The organism is Shimia sp. (assembly GCF_039969785.1).
GTDB lineage: Bacteria > Pseudomonadota > Alphaproteobacteria > Rhodobacterales > Rhodobacteraceae > Shimia.
Genome location: NZ_JBDVNC010000013.1, coordinates 152,765 through 168,789, shown reverse-complemented (window position 1 = coordinate 168,789; position 16,025 = coordinate 152,765). Strand labels below are relative to the sequence as shown.

Sequence of the window (16,025 nt, the reverse complement as noted above, 5' to 3'; positions counted from 1 at the left end):
CAGATCCATGATGCCGCCTTCGTTGACCAGATCGTCAGATACGGACTGGATGAAACAAGCGTGCGGCTGCGGGTGTTCGTATGACGATTTGGATTTGGTCAGCTTGCCGGTTTTGTAGTCCACATAGTGGTGGCCTTGCGCCGGACCGTCGATGCCATAAGCCCAGTGCAGGCCGGTGTTGAACCACTGCGGGCTGTTGGGCGCGGCACGTTGCGTCGCCAGCATAAAGCGCATTTCGTCGAAATAAGCGCGCGCGTCTACCTCGGTCGAGAAATAGCCACCCTTCCAGCCCCAATAGGTCCACGCGCCTGCAAGACGGTCAAACACCTGCTTGGCGCTGGTTTCGCCACCGATCTCGGTATCATCATTCGCCGGAACCGAGCGCCACAGAAATTCGGGCACTCCCTTTTCACGGACTTTCTTCAGCGATGCAGGCACACCGGCCTTGCGGAAATACTTCTGTGCAATGACGTCACTGGCCACCTGGCTCCAGCTTGACGGGACTTCGACCTCGTCCAAACGGAATACAATGGTGCCATCGGGATTGCGAATCTCGGACTCGGTTGTCACAAAATTCAGCGCCGCATATGCGTCCTGACCTGACTTGGTAAATCTTCTTTCGATTTTCATCGCTGCCTCATGTCCCAGCTATTATGTCCCCAGCCACGCGTCATTGCGCATGGCACACTGCGACCCCGAGGCGTAAACCGAAAAGAATACCCCACACGGCAATTTAACTTGCCGTCCGTTCCATCCGGAGAGTGTCCCGGCGTATATCTGATTTCTGTCCCTGCCTGGCCCTGAACTACTATATCTTGTAGCTCTTCGAGGCCGCCCACACAATCTGGCGTATTCCGCCCTAAACGGTCAACGGTTTTATTTACAGATTCTTCAATTTTTTGCTGTTGACCGTGATGCAAAATACTGGGCCGTACGGCGGACATTGCGATTCCAAAAGTTAACGGCAACGCCTGTTGCTTTGACCACTAAGTAAGCACCTCTCCTGAACACCTTGGAACCTTTGAAAAAATCCCGATAGGGCCAACACGGCCCCAACTTATCCACAATATATGGGGATAACTCTGCCACCCACACCACATCTATGGCAGATCGGCCACATCAGTAAATGACGCCCTTCCGCCGCCGGCGATTCGAAACACCGACTCGACGCATAAAAAACAGTAGACGCGGCATTGCCGCTCTGGCTCAGATCAGACTTTCCCACCCCCCAAACCGCGACGACTTTGTGGGCAGCTGAGACACATCACGCCATAGCTGATATGCTGGGGCCTCATTTGAGCCGACCAACATTTAGTCAAAGGAGACTTCCGTGGACAAGTTTCGCTTAACGACGGCTGCTGCTCAGAAATACGACAACCACAGCGTTCCGGCGATGTTCGGGCCATTGGCGCGCGCAACGTTGGAAAAAGTGTCACTACCAAAAAACGCACATATTCTGGACGTAGCTTGTGGCACCGGCGCTCTGACCCGAGAGATTGCCGCGCAGATGCAGGGCACCGGGCGTCTTGTCGGCGCCGACCTGAACGACACCATGATTGATCTTGCAACCCAGCGCCACCCGCCCGACAGCCACAGCGCGGCTTATGTCGCCAGCGATGTCTGCACCCTGCCCTTTGACGACGCCACCTTTGATCTGGCGTTTTGTCAGCAAGGTTTACAGTTCTTCCCGGACAAGCTGGCGGCCCTCACGGAAGTACGGCGCGTCCTGAAACCCAGAGGTCACCTCAAGCTGACATGTTGGAGCGCGATTTCGCCCTTTAACAAAGCGCTGGCGGACGCGCTAGAGCGCCATGTTGGCAAAGCCGCGTCAGACAAGGCGAGGGCTCCGTTTTCATTTCGGGACGGAGACGTCATCGCAAACCTGATGAGAGAATCAAATTTCACACTTCAGGCACACACCATCATCGTGCTGGAACGTCGATTTGAAGATCTGTTTGCGCAAATCATGGCCCTGCCCGTGGAACAGGATCTCAGAGAGGCCGGCGAAACGGTCACGCATACGGTGGTTGCCGATGTGGCGGCAAACTTGAAACAGTATGCCCAAGGCGACACTCTCGTTGTTCCACAAGAGGCTCATCTGTTTGAAGCGATTGCTTAGCTGCAAATGCCCCACAGGGCGCACTGGGCGCGCATGACGCGTCAAGCGTCTGGTATCTTACAGGAGGAAAATGGTCGGGACGGCAAGATTCGAACTTGCGACCCCCTGTACCCAAAACAGGTGCGCTACCAGACTGCGCTACGCCCCGGACCGTGGCGCTGTTTAGCCCTGCCAAACGGAATTGAAAAGCCCAAAAATGGAATGAATTTCATTCGTCTGCATTCTGTTCAAAATCCGGCCACATCACCGGGCCATTCTGGCCCCCTGCCACACCAGATTTGGTGAGGGATCAGCATCCCCAGGCTGCAGAACCTTCGGGAATCACCGGATGACGCATTTCGCTGCCCACGGTCAGTCCCAAAGCCTGCGCCAGGCCGCCATTGATCTCCAGAACATAACGCACGGAGTCACCACCCGGAATCGGTGTCTCGTCCAAAGGGACCGCATTATGGTGAATTCTCTGAATAACGCCCGCGTCGTCAGCAAACAGCATGTCTAGCGGGATCAGCGTATTGCGCATCCAAAACGACACACGACCGGCGCGGTCATAGACAAACAACATACCCGCGCTGCCGGGCATCGACTTTCGGTTCATCAGCCCAACGGCGCGCTCTTGCTCCGTATCTGCCACTTCGACGTTAAATCGCGCCTGCCCCCAAGGGCCGCGCAGCTCCAGCGATTGCTCGGAACAGCCTGCTGCCAACACAGCGCCAGATTGAAACATCAAAAACAGACATACGCCCAGTTTTTCTAAAAATGAGCGCCTGTTTGCAAATTTTGAAGTCACTCGTCCTGAAAAACCGCGTTTTCCCACGCCAGAACCTCGGTTGCCATGCGACCACGTTTTCCGTCGATCACCCGCACTGCCAGGGCCTCGCCCGGTTGCAAATCCGCCAGACCGGATCGTCTCAGCACTTCGATATGTAAAAAGATGTCCTGCGAACTGCCAAATATGTTCGCAAAGCCAAATCCCTTGCCTTTGTCGAACCATTTGACCCGAGCGGGTTCCAGCGGGGCCGACCTGATGTCCGCCTCGTCCAGATCCTGAAAATCTGAAAGTGGCACTACCTCTTGCTGAACAGGCGGTTCGATCCGAAACACCTCTACAGCTTGAACGCCACGCTCTGTCTTTTGAATCGCAAGTTCGACACGTGCCGAATCTGCGACCGAGCTTTGCCCATAATTCCGCAGCACGTTCGCGTGCAACAGAATATCCGGACCGCCCGTTTCGGCCACAACAAATCCAAAACCCTTTACCGGATCGAACCACTTAACCTCACCAACGATCTTTGTGACGCCATCGTCTTTTGTCGTCAAAACCTCTACCTTAGTCATATATCATCCCCATGATGACACAGACTCTGCGGTAATTAACTTTCCGCAGCAAGGCCTAAAATGACCCGCATATCAACGCGTTGCCATTCACGTCACGTGAATGTCAGGGGTTCAGGCGCTGAATTTCCCACGCTTTATCAGGGGCTTCGCGGGCCCAGCGGAACCTGTCATGCAACCGGAATGCACCATCCGCCCAGAACTCAATTTCGACCGGAGTGATGCGAAATCCTCCCCAAAATGGCGGGCGCTTGGGATTGGGGCCGTGCCGGGCTGTAACTTTTGCCACCTCAGCCATCAATTCTGTGCGCGATCCCAACGGATTTGACTGTTGAGAAGCCCACGCGCCGAGTCGGCTTTTGAGCGATCTCGACGCATAATACGCATCTGCCTGCGGTCCCTCTTCGCGGGTCACAATGCCCCGCACCCGGATCTGACGGCGCAGCGATTTCCAGTGCATCACAAACGCGGCTTTGCCGGTGGCATCAATTTCCTGTGCTTTGGCGCTGCCGTAGTTCGTGTAAAACACAAACGCCGCATCCTCGATGTCCTTCAGCAGCACCATCCGCGCATTCGGCAACCCCGCGCCGTCCACCGTCGACAAAGCGATTGCATTTGCATCATTTGGCTCGCTGACCTGGGCCTCTGCCAGCCAGTTGCGCGCAATCGCGAACGGGTCGTCCCCTGCGAAAATGCCGGTCCTGTCACTCATGGTATTCTCCAACACACCTATAGGTCTCGTATCATTCATGCCCGCCCCTGCCCTTGATGCAACAGTTTCTATCCCCTAAAGGGGGGCAGATAACGAATTGGGACGGAGTGGACGGGATGTCAAATCAACTGATGGCAGGCAAGCGCGGCCTTATCATGGGGCTGGCCAACGACAAGTCGATTGCCTGGGGCATTGCCAAAGCCTGTGCCGACGCGGGCGCCGAGCTGGCGTTCTCTTATATGGGGGACGCATTCAAGAAACGGGTTGTACCGCTGGCGGAACAGCTGGGCGTCGACACATTGATAGATTGCGACGTATCCGACCCGGCCTCTCTGGATGCCGCGTTTGGCGAAATCGAAGCCAAATGGGGCAAGATCGACTTTATCGTGCACGCCATCGGGTTCTCGGACAAAACCGAACTGCGCGGACGCTATGTCGACACGTCCAAAGACAACTTCCTGATGACCATGGACATCTCGGTCTATTCCTTCACATCCGTGATGCAACGCGCGGAAAAACTGATGGGCGAAGGCGGCAGCGCGCTGACCCTGACCTATTATGGCGCCGAACAGGTGATGCCGCATTACAATGTCATGGGTGTCGCCAAAGCCGCGCTTGAAGCATCCGTCAAATATCTGGCCGAAGACCTTGGCAAAGATGGCATCCGCGTCAACGCAATCTCGGCTGGCCCGATCAAAACGCTCGCCGCCAGCGGCATTGGCGACTTCCGCTATATCCTGAAATGGAACGAGCTGAACTCGCCCCTGCGCCGCAATGTGACCATCGAAGACGTTGGCAAATCCGCGCTTTATCTGCTGTCTGATCTGGGCAGCGGCACCACCGGTGAAAACCTGCACGTGGATGCGGGCTATCATGTTGTGGGCATGAAGGCGGTCGACAGCCCCGATATTGACGCCGTCACCGGGCGCAAAGGCTGATCTGCCCTGCGCATGCGCCGCAATCTGATCGTATTTCTTATTCTGGGCCTCGCCATCGGCGGGGCCTATTTGCTGCGCCACCGTCTGCCTGATCCGATTGCCACTCCCCTGGGTCTTCGCCCACCCGTGTCCGAAGTGCGCGCGGCGCAAACGCCCGTCCTGACAACAGCTCTTGGCGAACAGGGCCTGACTTTTGGTGCGCCGGTCTATTTGCGTGTTTTCAAAGAAGAGGCCGAACTGGAACTTTGGGTGCAGACGGGCGACCGGTTCCGGCTGTTTAAAACCTATCCGATCTGCAATTATTCCGGCCATCTTGGCCCAAAGCTCAAGGAAGGCGATCGTCAGTCGCCAGAAGGCTTTTACCGGGTATACAAATCGTCGCTCAATCCAGACAGCCGGTTTCATTTGTCCTTTAATCTGGGCTTTCCCAACCGGTTTGACCGCGCACAAGGGCGCACTGGCAGCTATCTGATGATCCACGGCGATTGCGTGTCGGTAGGCTGCTACGCCATGACAGATGCCGGGATCGAAGAAATATTCGTGCTGGTCGAAGCAGCTTTGCGCAGCGGCCAATCTTTTGTGCCCGTGCACGCGTTTCCGTTTCGCATGACCAATCAACGCATGACACAGGCTAAAGACAATACATGGTTGCCGTTCTGGCAGGACCTGATGCCCGCCTATGTTGAATTTGAAGAAAGCCAAGTCCCGCCACAGATCTCTGTGAAAAATGGTCGGTATGACGTTTCGCTGCGCTGATCCGCCCAACAGTTCCATTTGCGCCGCAATTGTCTTCTGTTAGAAGGTTCCAAATGTTTTGAACGCGAGGGTGACCAGAAAATGAGCGAACGTCTGCCACACGAAAAGGGGTTCCACATCAGCTGGGATCAAATTCACCGCGACAGCCGCGCGCTGGCGTGGCGACTGGATGGTCAGGGACCCGACGATGGCGCGTGGAAAGCTGTGGTCGCGATTACACGTGGCGGTATGGCCCCGGCCATGATTGTCAGCCGCGAACTTGATATTCGCACCGTCGACACGGTCAGCGTGCGATCCTATCACCATCAAAGCCAGGGCGAGGCCGAAGTGCTCAAGGCACCGGATGCCGATTTGATGGGCGATGGTGAAGGTGTGTTGATCGTCGATGATCTGGTTGATTCCGGCAAAACTCTGGAACTGGTGCGCAGGCTCTATCCCAAGGCGCATTTTGCGACAGTTTATGCCAAACCCAAGGGCCGCCCGATGGTGGATACCTTTATTACAGAGGTGTCTCAGGACACGTGGATCTTTTTCCCGTGGGATATGGCGCTGCAATATGTCGAACCCTATCGCGGCACGGATTAAATTCCGCGCAGGCGGCGGGTTCGGGACGCCTCCGGCGGGAGTATTTTGGCAAAATGAAGATGTGGGCAATTGCCCTGTCGGCAGGTCACGCCTAGGCTCTGCCGGGACTTCGTTTTGAAAGGTGCTTTATGACCCTGCCCCGTACTGCCGCAACATTTGCCCCACCGGTTATGGAGGCGCGGCGCTGGCTTGAAGGTGTGGCGTTTTCGGATGAAAAGCCGTTGTTGAACGTCAGTCAGGCCGCACCGGTTGATCCGCCGCCCGTGGCGCTGCGCCAGCATATTGCAGATACTGCACTGAACGTGGCCGAGGCGCATCTTTATGGTCCGGTGCTGGGGCTGCCAGAGTTGCGCGCCGAAGTGGCCAGCCAATGGTCTGCTGCTTATGGCGGCGAAATTTCACCGGCGCAGGTCGCGATCACCTCCGGGTGCAATCAGGCCTTTTGTACCGCGATAAGTGCTTTGGCGGATCAGGGGGATGAGGTGATCCTTCCAACCCCATGGTATTTCAACCACAAAATGTGGCTGGATATGATGGGGCTGACATCCGTTGCGCTGAGCACAAACGCGGCCCTGCTGCCAGATCCGGACGTTGCCGAAGCGCTGATCACGCCGCGCACCCGGGCCATTGTTCTGGTCACGCCAAACAATCCGGGCGGTGTGGAATACCCGGCTGATCTTGTGGCAGCGTTTTATGCATTGGCCAAACGGCACGGGATCAAGTTGATCATCGACGAGACCTATCGCGATTTTGATTCCCGCCCGGATGCGCCGCACACATTGTTTGGTGATCCGGATTGGTCCAAAACGCTGATCCAGCTTTATTCTTTTTCCAAAGCTTACCGACTGACCGGCCACCGCGTCGGCGCCATGGTCGCAGATACGTCCTTGTTGGCGGGGGGCGAGAAATTCCTTGATACGGTCACGATCTGTCCCAATCAGCTGGGCCAGCATGCAGCCTTTTGGGGCATGCGCAATCTGGGTCAATGGTTGGCAGGAGAGCGCGCCGAAATTCTGGATCGACGCGCCGCGATCACCGCCAATATGCCCAGGCTCACCCCCCAAGGCTGGCGATTGATGGGGGTCGGCGCGTATTTCGCCTATCTTGAACACCCGTTTGAGATGCCTTCAGACAAGCTGGCCCCTGCTTTGGTGCGCGACCACCATATTTTATGTCTGCCGGGCACGATGTTCATGCCAAAAACCGATCCGGCCGGTAAGAAACAACTGCGCATTGCCTTTGCCAACGTGGATCGCGACGGGATTGCGACCTTGTTTAAGCGCCTCTCACAGGCGCGTTATTAAGCACCCCCTTGCCCCCCCTGCACCAACCGCGTAGACATCCGCGGAACCAATAGAATAACCAACCCGCAGGGGGCGCGCATGTCCAAGGGAAAAACGTCAAAAACGCTGGTCTGGATCCTTATGGCCATGCTCATTCTGGGTCTTGGCGGCTTTGGAGTCACCAACCTTTCGGGCGCCGTGCGCACCATCGGTGAAGTCGGCGGCAAAGAAATCTCGATCAACGCTTATGCCCGCGCCATTCAGGACGAATTGCGCGCGATTGAGGCTCAAACCGGGCAGTCTTTCAGTTTTGCTCAGGGTCAGGCCCTTGGGTTGGATCGCAGCGTGCTGGGCCAGCTGGTTGTGACCCGCGCGATGGACGCTGAAACCGAACGGCTTGGCGTGTCGATTGGCGACGAAAACCTGCGCCGCGAATTGCTGGAAATCCCGGCGTTTCAGGGGCTCGACGGAACGTTTGATCGCGACGCCTATGCGTTTGCCATTGATCAGGCTGGTATGAGCGAATCTGACTTTGAAGACAGCGTTCGTGAAGAAACCGCGCGCAGCCTGCTGCAGGGCGCCATTGTTTCGGGTATTTCGATGCCGCAAAGCTATGCGGACACGCTGATCGGCTTTGTAGGTGAACAGCGTGATTTCACATGGTCGCGTCTGAGTGCTGACAATTTGACCCGTCCGATCGCCGCACCGACGGATGCCGATATCCAAAGCCACTATGACGATCATCAGGAAGACTTTATGATCCCGGCCACACGCCAGATCACTTTTGTCTGGCTCAGCCCGGAAATGATCATCGACGGCGTCGAGGTTGATGAAACCGCTCTGCAAAAATTGTACGAAGACCGCGCGTCCGAATTCAACCGCCCGGAACGTCGTCTGGTCGAACGTCTTGCGTTCCCGGATATGGCCGCAGCGCAAGCCGCCAAAGATCAGCTGGACGCCGATGAAACCACGTTTGAAGCATTGGTGGAATCACGTGGGCTGACGCTTTCGGATATTGATCTGGGTGACGTGTCCAAGGCCGAGCTGAGCGGTGCAGGCGACGTTGTATTCAGCGCTGCAACCGGTGCAATCTCCGGCCCGGCACAAACAGACCTGGGCCCGGCTTTGTTCCGCACCAATGGCATTTTGCCCGCACAATCCACCAGCTTTGAACAGGCGCGTGCACAATTGCGCGAAGAACTGGCCGCCGAACGGGCACGCCGCGTGATTGATGCTCAGATTGGTGACATTGACGACCTGCTGGCCGCAGGAGCCACATTGGAAGAACTGGCCGCCGAAACAGACATGCAGTTGGGCAGCGTCAGCTGGCATCCCGCTTCAGAAGACCCGATTGCTGGTTATGAAAACTTCCGCACCGTGGCCGCAGCCGTCTCTGTTGATGATTTCCCGCAGATCGAAACTCTTGAAGATGGCGGTATCTTTGCGCTGCAACTGGACGGCGAAAGCGAAGCGCACCCTGCCCCGCTGGAGGATGTACGCTCTGAGGTCAGTGCCGCGTGGACTAACGCGCAAACCGCTGCCGCACTGGACCAGCTGGTTGAAACGCTGATGCCACGCCTTCAGGATGGCACCGATTTTGCCTCGTTTGGGTTCAACGCCATCGAAGAAACTGGTCAGGATCGCAGCGGCTTTGTGCCCGGCACCCCTGCAAACTTCATGCAAACCGTGTTCGAAATGCAGCCCGGCGACATTCGCAAGCTGGAAGACGGGGGCGGTTTGACGCTGGTGCGCCTGAACGCGGTGAATGCGCCACAAACCGATTCACCCGAAGTGGTGGCGGTCGCAGGCAGCATCACACAGCAAGTATCAGCAGGCATTGCACAGGACATCTTTGACGCCTTCTCGCAAGCGCTCCAGTCCAACTATCCTGTCGAAATCAACCAGCAGGCACTGAACGCAGTGCACTCTCAGCTTCAGTAAAGAGAGAAAGGCACAGTCGTGGATCTCGTCCCCTCATTCGAGGATTTCGCACCGGCGTATGACGCGGGGCAAAATCAGGTTGTTTATACCCGTCTTGCTGCGGATCTGGACACACCTGTATCGTTAATGCTCAAGCTGACCGGCGCGCATAAAGACGCCTTTATGCTGGAATCGGTAACAGGTGGCGAGGTGCGCGGGCGTTATTCGATTATCGGGATGAAGCCCGATCTGATCTGGCAGTGTCACGGCACCAAAAGCCGCATCAATCGCTCGGCGCGTTTTGATCCTGAAGGATTCGTACCGCAATCGGGCGATCCGTTGGTCAATCTGCGCGACCTGATCGCCGAAAGCCGTATCGAATTGCCCGGTGATCTGCCACAGGCCGCTGCGGGTCTGTTTGGTTATCTCGGATATGACATGATCCGGCTGGTCGAACACCTGCCAAATGTGAACCCTGATCCGCTGGGCCTGCCCGATGCCTGCATGCTGCGCCCCTCGGTTGTGGCCGTGCTGGACGGCGTCAAAGGCGAAGTCACTGTGGTGTCACCCGCATGGACCAGCGAAGGCCAATCGGCCCGCGCCGCTTATGCGCAAGCGGCTGAACGGGTCATGGACGCTGTACGTGATCTGGAACGCGCCATGCCTCAGGCAGCGCGCGATCTGGGCGACGCCGACGAAATCGCGCCCCCGGTCAGCAATTTCACCAAACAGGGCTATTTGGATGCGGTCGAAAAGGCCAAAGACTACATCCGTGCCGGGGACATTTTTCAGGTTGTGCCCGCACAGCGCTGGACACAGGAATTCCGCCAGCCGCCATTTGCGCTTTATCGATCCCTGCGCCGCACCAACCCGTCGCCGTTCATGTTCTATTTTAACTTCGGCGGTTTTCAGGTCGTGGGCGCAAGCCCGGAAATCCTTGTGCGCGTGTTTGGCGACGAAGTCACCATTCGCCCCATCGCCGGCACCCGCCCGCGCGGTGCCACGCCCGAGGAAGACAACGCGCTTGAGGCCGATTTGCTGGCCGACAAGAAAGAGTTGGCCGAACATCTGATGCTGCTTGATCTGGGCCGCAACGATACCGGTCGCGTGTCCAAAATTGGCACAGTGCGCCCAACCGAGCAGTTCATTATCGAACGCTACAGCCATGTGATGCACATCGTGTCAAACGTCGTTGGTGAGCTGGCCGAAGACAAAGACGCGCTGGATGCGTTCTTTGCAGGCATGCCTGCTGGCACCGTCTCTGGTGCTCCTAAAGTGCGGGCGATGGAAATCATCGACGAGTTGGAGCCCGAAAAACGCGGCCTTTATGGCGGTGGTGTGGGCTATTTCAGCTCGGGCGGCGATATGGACATCTGTATCGCGCTGCGCACAGCCATCGTGAAGGATCAGAAACTCTATATTCAGGCGGGCGGCGGTGTAGTCTATGACAGCGACCCAGAGGCGGAATATATGGAGACCGTGCACAAATCCAACGCCATCCGCCGCGCCGCCGCCGATGCGGCCCGGTTCAGCGGCAACGGAAACAGTTAAGTCTCTGGCGTTTTGCAATTGACCATATCCATGCCATGATCTGGCATTGGAATTGCAAGTTATTGCCGAGGTCTGAATGCTGCGCTTTGACGCCGACACGCTGAAAATCATCAACGAAAGCTATCTTGGCTCCGACATCACCCGGCGGCGTATGGAAAACATGCGCATGCTTGCCCCCCGCCCGGGCGAGGTCATTCTTGATCTGGGATGTGGTCAGGGCCTGCTGTCTCAGGAACTTGCGCGCGCAGTAGGGCCAACCGGACGAATAATCGGCGTCGATATCAGCCCGGACATGCTGGACACCGCGCGCAAAGGCTGCGCCGATTACACCAATATCGACATACTGGAGGGCGCGGCGGGGCGTTTACCGGTGGATAGTGCCTTTCTGGATGCGGCGATTTCGCTGCAAGTGTTCGAATACCTGCCAGACGTCGCCCAAGCGCTTGAGGATTTGCACAGCAAACTGCGCCCCGGCGGGCGTCTGGTGATTGGCGACATGCATTTTGACACGCTGGCATGGGCCTCGGATAACCCCGACCGCATGCGCCGGATGTGTAAGGCGTGGGAGGATCACGTCGCCGATCCGCACCTGCCCGCCAGCCTGCCCGCCGCGCTGCACAACGCCGGTTTTCAACTGATTGAACTACGCCCGGTCAATTTTTCATGCACCAACCTGCGCCCGAATAGCCTCGCGTTCATGATGATGCATCTGATGAAGGCCTACGCGGTGCAAAATGGTTTTGTATCCGCCGACGAAGCACAAGCATGGTTTGACGAACAAGTAGACCGCAATGCCGCAGGCACGTTCTTCTTTTCGCTGACCCATTTCGTGGCCTTCGCCATCCGCCCGTAACAACATCACCGTTATGCGGGCCAAAAAGTCACAAAACCCAGACCGGCACCCCGGTATCACGCCCCCGCACAGCCTGAATGCCCGCATTCCTTAAACGTCCCAACAGCGGCGCCATTTCGGCATCGCTGTCACCAATCGCCTTGATCACATCGTCACTCACCACCAGCGACGTGTCCAAATCCCGCGTCAGATGTTCCAGACGGCTGGCCACGTTCACACTGTCACCAATCACGCTGTATTCCAGGCGCCGCGCATTGCCGATATCCCCAACAATCACTGGCCCGTAATGCACACCAACCCCCACTCGCACCGGTGGCTGTCCACGCACTGCACGCTCTTCATTCCACTGCGCCAGCGCATCAATCATATGGATTGCACATTTCAACGCGTTACGCGCATCTGACGGGCCGGATTGCGGCGTACCAAAAGTCGCCATCAACCCGTCGCCGATATACTTGTCCAGCGTGCCGCCATTGGCAAAAACCGCCTGCCCCAACCGATTGTGATATTCCCGCAGCAACCCAATCACAGCCTCTGGTGGTTCATTTGCGCACATACGCGTAAAGCCCATCACGTCCGCAAACAACACTGCGACGTTCTGCTCGCGAACCTCGCTCAGCTGATCCTGCGCTTCACTCAGATGATCCACCACATTGGGCGAAAAATACCGCGCCAGACTGGCGCGCGACCGCTCCGCGCTGGCGCGCCGTTCCACCAGCCTGCGGGACCGCTGCACAACCAACGCCAGACCTGCCGTCAGGATCAGAACCACAATTACCTCAGTGGTCCAAAATCCGAGGAAAACAAAATTTGGGTCAGCCCGCGCATTCAGAAAGGCCTCTAAAGATTGATCCGGCAAACTCAGATTGGTGTAAACTCCGGGCATACCAAGAAACCATACCAGCATCACCACGCGTGCACCGATGATGCAAAACCCACTCCACAACACCAATGCCGGACGCAGTGCAAACGCTGCCTGCATCAGGAAAACAAGGAAATACATCGCCCGCCCGGAGTCCAGCATCACGGACGCTGGCAATGCCGTATCATCAAAGAAGTCCGGCACACTCAGCAACAACGTCATCAGCACGCAATCCAGAATTATGAACACGTATTGCAGAATTTTGACGTGAAAATCATACCGCGCACACAGATATTGCAGAAGCCCCAGCACCGCAAAACTCGCGATTTGTAGCAGCGTCACCAGATAGGCCAGCCCGGTTTCCGGGCTGTCGATGATCTGCCAGATCAGGATCAACAACAACGCGCCGATGCGTACCTGCGCCGCCAGCATCATGCCTTGCCGCTCTGCCCGCGCAAACGACACACCACCACGTTTGACAAGCCGTTTCTGACCGTCTTCCGTTTCGGTTTCTATACTTGTGCCGGTCTGCGATTGGGGCACGTGATCCCGTTCCTTTGTAGTTTTGACCTCCCGTCGCGTATTCAAAACGCCTAAATCCGATCCAGAAACGCCTGCATGGCCGCGTTTACGGCGTCGGGTTCTTCTATGGTCGCGCTGTGCCCGGCGCGCGGCAATCTCACAAGCTGCGCCCCCGGGGTGGCGGCTTTGATACGCTCCGCTTTGGCAGGCACGGTGGCAACGTCTTCTTCGCCAACAATTACCAGTGCCGGGATAACAATCTCGCCCAGTTCTTTATGGATCGGTGCGCGATCAATCACGCCTTTCACGGCGCGAGTGATGCCAATTCGGTGATTGCCGATAATCGCTTTCTTCCAACGTGCCCGCTCAGCGTCCCGGGTCGCGTCATTCAGAAAGCTCTGACCAAACATAATTGGCATCACTTTGCTGATCACCGCCCACAATCCGATCCAGCGCGCAACAAAGTTCAGCTGCCTGTATTTTGATTGATTTTCCTGCAGCTCTGGGTCAGCAGACGTTTCGATCAGGATCACAGATTTCAGCAAGTCCGCACGCCGCGCCGCCAGCCGCATGCCGACAAATCCGCCCATCGACACCCCCGCGAAATGACAAGGTGCCGCGTCTAGATGCCCGATCAATTGCGCCGCGTCATCGGTCAGCGTGTCCATATCATATCCGCTCTGCGTGACGCCGCTTTGGCCCTGCCCACGGTGGTCAAACGTAATGCAGCGAAATCCCAATTTTTGAAAATGCGCGACCTGAGCCTCAAACATGTCTCCGCTGAACAACAGCCCATGTGAAAACACAATCGCATCACCCGCACTGCCTGTGTCGGTGTAGTGAATATGCGCACCGTTCAGATCGACATAAGGCATGGTTCTCTCCCGTTCATCCTTGCCCAATCGTGCTGCATCCGGGCGCGCTGTTAAACCACCGATATCAAATCGATTGCGCCGATACGATACCGACGGAATACCGACGCAGTGCCGAACGGCGATTCGCCATGTGTCTCAAAGCGTTAACCGCATGGCCAGTGGGTCTGCATCCGCAAGTCAGTTGATCGTTTGCAACGCTGCCGATACAGGCGCCAACGCAACGGTTCCAGCCCGGTCCTGCAAGCCCCACAGCAACAACGCCGACACAGTCTCTTCGCGCAAGCGTCCGACCATCACAACACCCTCCGCTTGTCCGGCTTTGAACGCTGCCTGATCCAGGAACCGGCGCATCACAACAGCGGATTGCCCCTTGCTGTCAAAGTCCCGGAAAACCGTGGCCGATGGCACGCCTTCCTTGGCGGCCAGTTTCTGCGCGGTGTTCAGGCCATTGGGAAACATCACCAATCCATGTCCGGTTGCTGCCAATACGCTGGCCACCTGATCAGAGACGACCTTACTGCCCTGCAATCCGTCACCCAACCCTTCCATCACGCCAACGGCTTCGGGCACCACAGACAAATGCGCATCAAGCGCCACTTCAACATCCGATGCCGAGGCCGCAGCCGGTACATCAATCATTGCCAGAACTTCAAACCCTTTCGAGCGATATTCTGCGGCCTTTTCCTTGACGTTCGGGTCCAGCGTCGAAACCGCAATGCTCAGCGGATAGGGAAAGCTTGCCAATGCGTTCAGGTCAACATTTTCGTCACCGACATCCACCAGAACAATCGCCATCACAGGCTTGCCGTCCGGGTTGTCCATCTGCTCTGCATTGGCCACTACAGGCCGTGGAAGCGCTGTTTCTGTAGCACTTTGCTCTGCGCTTTCCTCATCCCCGACGGAGGGTATGCGATCGGACTTGTGCTGCGGGAATTTCTCTTCCAGTTCGCCTGCAGGCTTCAACAACGACTCTTCACCCTCGTCAGCCTGAGATTCTCCGGCTTCGGCATCTGGCGTCAGATCCTCTGGATCCACCTTGGCCATTTTTTCCTCGGCCATGTCTTCGGTCGCGGGCTCTGGTTCAGGCGTTGGAAAGGCGCCTTCTTCAGTCACATCAGGCACTTCTGGCTGAGGCGGATTGACCGAAATTGACGGTTCGTCCTCGGCCGCAGGGGCATCTGGTGTTTCGGTTTGTGGGTTTGGCAAGACCGGGCTGTCGCTTTCAACAACAACCGCGCCGCCACCATCCGGGTTCTGCGGTGTGGTCAGGTCATTTTCCGGCGTCGAGGTTTCAGGGCGCGGCGCGGAATCAGTATCCGCCAACGGTGGCGCCTCGCTGGCGCTGGGTTCAGCAACTTCGGGCTGAGCCAGCTCGTCCACTGTGTCATCGGTGCGCGATGTACCATCCAACGCACCATCTGCAACAGATGCCTGAGACCCTTCGGTGCCCTCGACCGCTGACGTTTGCGGCGTCACGGTTGCCGGCAAAGGCGCTAACAACGACGCAACACTGACCACAACGACGACAACGATGCCGCCCCAGAAAATACCTGACAAAATTCCACGCAACATCTGTACTGCCCTTTATCTGGCTCTGTTTTTCGGGACGATACTGCTCACGCCCCCCTTGACCCTCGGTGCCAAGCCTGAACATGTATACCGCGACGTAGGCCCCGGCCTCTACCCCGTTTTGCATCTTTGGGAAAAGAACCAGAAA

General features: G+C 56.9%; 14 protein-coding genes, 1 tRNA gene and 1 pseudogene. 8 read left to right on the top strand and 8 right to left on the bottom strand.

What is annotated here, in order from left to right; all coding sequences use genetic code 11:
- Positions 1–630: pseudogene (locus tag ABJI08_RS05910) on the bottom strand (vitamin B12-dependent ribonucleotide reductase); the annotation flags it as partial.
- Between the two features lie 700 nt (positions 631–1,330).
- Between ABJI08_RS05910 and ABJI08_RS05905 the strand changes: the two are divergent.
- Positions 1,331–2,119: a methyltransferase domain-containing protein gene (locus ABJI08_RS05905; RefSeq protein WP_348400897.1), complete on the top strand. Its 789-nt coding sequence runs from the start codon at positions 1,331–1,333 to the stop codon at positions 2,117–2,119.
- 71 nt (positions 2,120–2,190) lie between these two features.
- Here the strand turns inward: ABJI08_RS05905 and ABJI08_RS05900 are convergent.
- The 4 genes from ABJI08_RS05900 to pdxH form a co-directional block, all read right to left on the bottom strand.
- A tRNA-Pro gene (locus tag ABJI08_RS05900) sits at positions 2,191–2,267 on the bottom strand.
- Positions 2,268–2,408: 141 nt separating this feature from the next.
- The gene (locus ABJI08_RS05895; RefSeq protein WP_348400896.1) at positions 2,409–2,843 is read right to left on the bottom strand and encodes a DUF192 domain-containing protein; all 435 of its coding nucleotides are present in this window, start codon (positions 2,841–2,843) and stop codon (positions 2,409–2,411) included.
- A gap of 59 nt (positions 2,844–2,902) precedes the next feature.
- A complete protein-coding gene (locus ABJI08_RS05890; protein WP_348400895.1) occupies positions 2,903–3,454 on the bottom strand; it encodes a cold shock domain-containing protein in 552 nt (183 codons plus the stop codon).
- Positions 3,455–3,557: 103 nt separating this feature from the next.
- Positions 3,558–4,163, bottom strand: a complete 606-nt coding sequence (gene pdxH, locus ABJI08_RS05885; protein ID WP_348400894.1) for a pyridoxamine 5'-phosphate oxidase — start codon at positions 4,161–4,163, stop codon at positions 3,558–3,560.
- 116 nt (positions 4,164–4,279) lie between these two features.
- On the opposite strand from pdxH, the gene fabI reads away from it, so the two are divergent.
- The 7 genes from fabI to ABJI08_RS05850 all read left to right on the top strand — a co-directional run bounded on the left by fabI (position 4,280) and on the right by ABJI08_RS05850 (position 12,049).
- Positions 4,280–5,101, top strand: coding sequence for an enoyl-ACP reductase FabI (fabI, locus tag ABJI08_RS05880; protein WP_348400893.1), 822 nt, complete (start codon positions 4,280–4,282; stop codon positions 5,099–5,101).
- Positions 5,102–5,113: 12 nt separating this feature from the next.
- On the top strand, positions 5,114–5,857 hold the full coding sequence (locus ABJI08_RS05875) for a murein L,D-transpeptidase family protein (RefSeq protein WP_348400892.1): 744 nt from the start codon (positions 5,114–5,116) through the stop codon (positions 5,855–5,857).
- Between the two features lie 81 nt (positions 5,858–5,938).
- A complete protein-coding gene (gene gpt, locus ABJI08_RS05870; RefSeq protein WP_348400891.1) occupies positions 5,939–6,442 on the top strand; it encodes a xanthine phosphoribosyltransferase in 504 nt (167 codons plus the stop codon).
- 128 nt (positions 6,443–6,570) lie between these two features.
- The gene (locus ABJI08_RS05865; protein ID WP_348400890.1) at positions 6,571–7,746 is read left to right on the top strand and encodes an aminotransferase; all 1,176 of its coding nucleotides are present in this window, start codon (positions 6,571–6,573) and stop codon (positions 7,744–7,746) included.
- A 78-nt stretch (positions 7,747–7,824) separates the two neighbouring features.
- Positions 7,825–9,666: a peptidyl-prolyl cis-trans isomerase gene (locus ABJI08_RS05860; protein ID WP_348400889.1), complete on the top strand. Its 1,842-nt coding sequence runs from the start codon at positions 7,825–7,827 to the stop codon at positions 9,664–9,666.
- A gap of 18 nt (positions 9,667–9,684) precedes the next feature.
- The gene (trpE, locus tag ABJI08_RS05855) at positions 9,685–11,196 is read left to right on the top strand and encodes an anthranilate synthase component I (protein WP_348400888.1); all 1,512 of its coding nucleotides are present in this window, start codon (positions 9,685–9,687) and stop codon (positions 11,194–11,196) included.
- Positions 11,197–11,272: 76 nt separating this feature from the next.
- Entirely contained in the window at positions 11,273–12,049 is a 777-nt protein-coding gene (locus tag ABJI08_RS05850; RefSeq protein ID WP_348400887.1) for a methyltransferase domain-containing protein, read from the top strand.
- A gap of 28 nt (positions 12,050–12,077) precedes the next feature.
- Here ABJI08_RS05850 and ABJI08_RS05845 read toward each other — a convergent pair whose 3' ends face one another.
- The 3 genes from ABJI08_RS05845 to ABJI08_RS05835 form a co-directional block, all read right to left on the bottom strand.
- The gene (locus ABJI08_RS05845; protein WP_348400886.1) at positions 12,078–13,454 is read right to left on the bottom strand and encodes an adenylate/guanylate cyclase domain-containing protein; all 1,377 of its coding nucleotides are present in this window, start codon (positions 13,452–13,454) and stop codon (positions 12,078–12,080) included.
- Positions 13,455–13,504: 50 nt separating this feature from the next.
- Positions 13,505–14,308: an alpha/beta hydrolase gene (locus ABJI08_RS05840; protein ID WP_348400885.1), complete on the bottom strand. Its 804-nt coding sequence runs from the start codon at positions 14,306–14,308 to the stop codon at positions 13,505–13,507.
- 177 nt (positions 14,309–14,485) lie between these two features.
- Positions 14,486–15,880: a divergent polysaccharide deacetylase family protein gene (locus tag ABJI08_RS05835; RefSeq protein WP_348400884.1), complete on the bottom strand. Its 1,395-nt coding sequence runs from the start codon at positions 15,878–15,880 to the stop codon at positions 14,486–14,488.
- Between the last annotated feature and the right edge of the window lie 145 nt (positions 15,881–16,025).

Excerpts from the sequence above, each read along its gene's own strand:
- ABJI08_RS05850 (WP_348400887.1), top strand. The coding sequence starts at position 11,273 with ATGCTGCGCTTTGACGCCGACACGCTGAAAATCATCAACGAAAGCTAT.
- ABJI08_RS05840 (WP_348400885.1), bottom strand. The coding sequence starts at position 14,308 with ATGCCTTATGTCGATCTGAACGGTGCGCATATTCACTACACCGACACA.
- ABJI08_RS05875 (WP_348400892.1), top strand. The coding sequence starts at position 5,114 with ATGCGCCGCAATCTGATCGTATTTCTTATTCTGGGCCTCGCCATCGGC.
- pdxH (WP_348400894.1), bottom strand. The coding sequence starts at position 4,163 with ATGAGTGACAGGACCGGCATTTTCGCAGGGGACGACCCGTTCGCGATT.
- ABJI08_RS05865 (WP_348400890.1), top strand. The coding sequence starts at position 6,571 with ATGACCCTGCCCCGTACTGCCGCAACATTTGCCCCACCGGTTATGGAG.
- ABJI08_RS05890 (WP_348400895.1), bottom strand. The coding sequence starts at position 3,454 with ATGACTAAGGTAGAGGTTTTGACGACAAAAGACGATGGCGTCACAAAG.
- gpt (WP_348400891.1), top strand. The coding sequence starts at position 5,939 with ATGAGCGAACGTCTGCCACACGAAAAGGGGTTCCACATCAGCTGGGAT.
- ABJI08_RS05895 (WP_348400896.1), bottom strand. The coding sequence starts at position 2,843 with ATGTTTCAATCTGGCGCTGTGTTGGCAGCAGGCTGTTCCGAGCAATCG.
- ABJI08_RS05860 (WP_348400889.1), top strand. The coding sequence starts at position 7,825 with ATGTCCAAGGGAAAAACGTCAAAAACGCTGGTCTGGATCCTTATGGCC.
- ABJI08_RS05835 (WP_348400884.1), bottom strand. The coding sequence starts at position 15,880 with ATGTTGCGTGGAATTTTGTCAGGTATTTTCTGGGGCGGCATCGTTGTC.
- fabI (WP_348400893.1), top strand. The coding sequence starts at position 4,280 with ATGTCAAATCAACTGATGGCAGGCAAGCGCGGCCTTATCATGGGGCTG.